This is a genomic window from Pontibacter harenae, from assembly GCF_020907245.1.
Classification (GTDB): domain Bacteria; phylum Bacteroidota; class Bacteroidia; order Cytophagales; family Hymenobacteraceae; genus Pontibacter; species Pontibacter harenae.
On record NZ_JAJJWH010000100.1, the window covers coordinates 1 to 1,902 of the forward strand.

Annotated in this window: 1 protein-coding gene; it reads right to left on the reverse strand. The window is 46.3% G+C overall.

What is annotated here, in order from left to right; translation table 11 throughout:
* Window positions 1-256: 256 nt before the first annotated feature.
* The gene (locus tag LN893_RS20355) at window positions 257-1,525 is read right to left on the reverse strand and encodes a replication-associated recombination protein A (RefSeq protein ID WP_229973249.1); all 1,269 of its coding nucleotides are present in this window, start codon (window positions 1,523-1,525) and stop codon (window positions 257-259) included.
* Window positions 1,526-1,902 lie beyond the last annotated feature (377 nt).

The window sequence follows — 1,902 nt, forward strand, 5'->3', positions numbered from 1 at the left end:
AAACAAAAATGCAAACATCATACATTGTGAACCACAACTTTGCTGTTTACCTTTTTCATTTACCTAAAGATATCAGCTTTTAGGTAACACAACAAAAGTAGGCTTAGGAAATAGTAACTAACTTGATAAATTAGGGGTTTATTTAATTACACATTGCGTTAAATACGTAGAAGTCCTAATAAACCAGCAGGCTATTTTTTAGATAAACGGATTTAGAACGGACTTCCTATAATCTAGAAACAAGCTTGAACTGCTGCTAATAACGATACTTCTTTCCCCACTGTGCCTGTAGTTGCTTCCGCATCTCCTTCTCACGTGCATTCTGCCCTGGCTCGTAAAAAGTACTATTGTTCAGGCCATCGGGCATAAACTCCTGCTGCACAAAGTTGCCTTCGTAGTCGTGGGCATACTTATAGTTGTTGCCATAGCCGATTTCCTTCATCAGTTTTGTTGGGGCATTGCGAATGTGCAGCGGCACGGGCAGGTTACCTGTTTGCTGCACCATTTGTCGTGCATGCTTTATGGCTTTGTAAGAGGCATTGCTTTTAGGCGAAGTGGCTAAATATACTGTGGCCTGCGAAAGTATAATCTCCGCCTCGGGGTACCCGATCATCTGTACCGCCTGGAAACAGGAAGTAGCCATGAGCAGGGCGTTAGAGTTTGCCAAACCAATGTCTTCGGAAGCAGAAATAAGCAAACGGCGGGCTATAAACTTCGGATCTTCGCCGCCCTCTATCATTCGGGCCAGCCAATACACGGCAGCGTTGGGGTCAGAACCTCTGATGGATTTGATGAAGGCAGAGACCAAATCATAGTGCATCTCTCCGCTCTTGTCGTACATCACAATGTTCTGCTGCGCTACCTGCTTCACCAGTTCATTTGTAACGACCACCTCATCCCCCTGTTCGCCTTCAGCTACAATCTCCAATAGGTTAAGCAGTTTACGTGCATCACCACCCGAAATAGTTAGCAGCGCCTCGTATTCCTGCACCCTAACGTTGCGGTGGCGCATCCACTCATCAGCTGCCAGTGCTTTATCAACCAGTTCTATCAGTTCGTCTTTGCTCAGGTGCTGAAGTATATATACCTGGCAGCGCGACAGTAAAGCGGAAATAACTTCAAAAGAAGGGTTTTCGGTAGTAGCACCCACTAAGGTAACAGTGCCTTTCTCCACAGCACCCAACAGTGCATCCTGCTGCGATTTATTGAAGCGATGAATCTCATCAATAAAAAGAACTGTACCTTGCCGCTTCTTCGCCTGGTCTATCACCTCCCGAATATCCTTCACGCCTGAGTTGATGGCACTCAATGCTACAAAAGGCACTTTCATTTGGTTGGCAATGATGTTGGCCAGCGTGGTCTTTCCTACTCCAGGAGGTCCCCAAAGAATCATGCTCGGTATTACGCCGCCCTCAATATAGCGACGCAAAATGCCCGTAGGCCCTACAAGGTGCTTCTGTCCGTAGTACTGATCCAGGTTGTGCGGCCGCATGCGCTCGGCCAATGGTATGTTCGGGTGGTTCATCTGCTTCTGTTCTATCTCTCAATTCTGAATAAGGCAAAGCTACGAATTTGAGAGGAAAGAGGTAAGTGAACTTTAATCGGTAGCTGTAGGTATACTGTTGCTACCTTATCCCCCCTGCCCCCTCCTTGTCTAAGGCGGGGCGCTTTACTTACTTAGCCCAAAACCTTTGTTTCATTGTGTGCTTGCTTCGGTTATTACAGTTTTGAATGCTCGATTTGTTTCTTTTTTCCTTGAGTTTCTTCAAATTAGTCTATTTGTAAGCGCCCTTGATTATGGAACATTCCGAGAAGAAGCCGTAACAGCAGGCTCCCCGCCTTAGACAAGGAGGGGCTGGGGGCAATGCCGTCAACTTAAGGTTCTTAGTTCGTATAAACCTA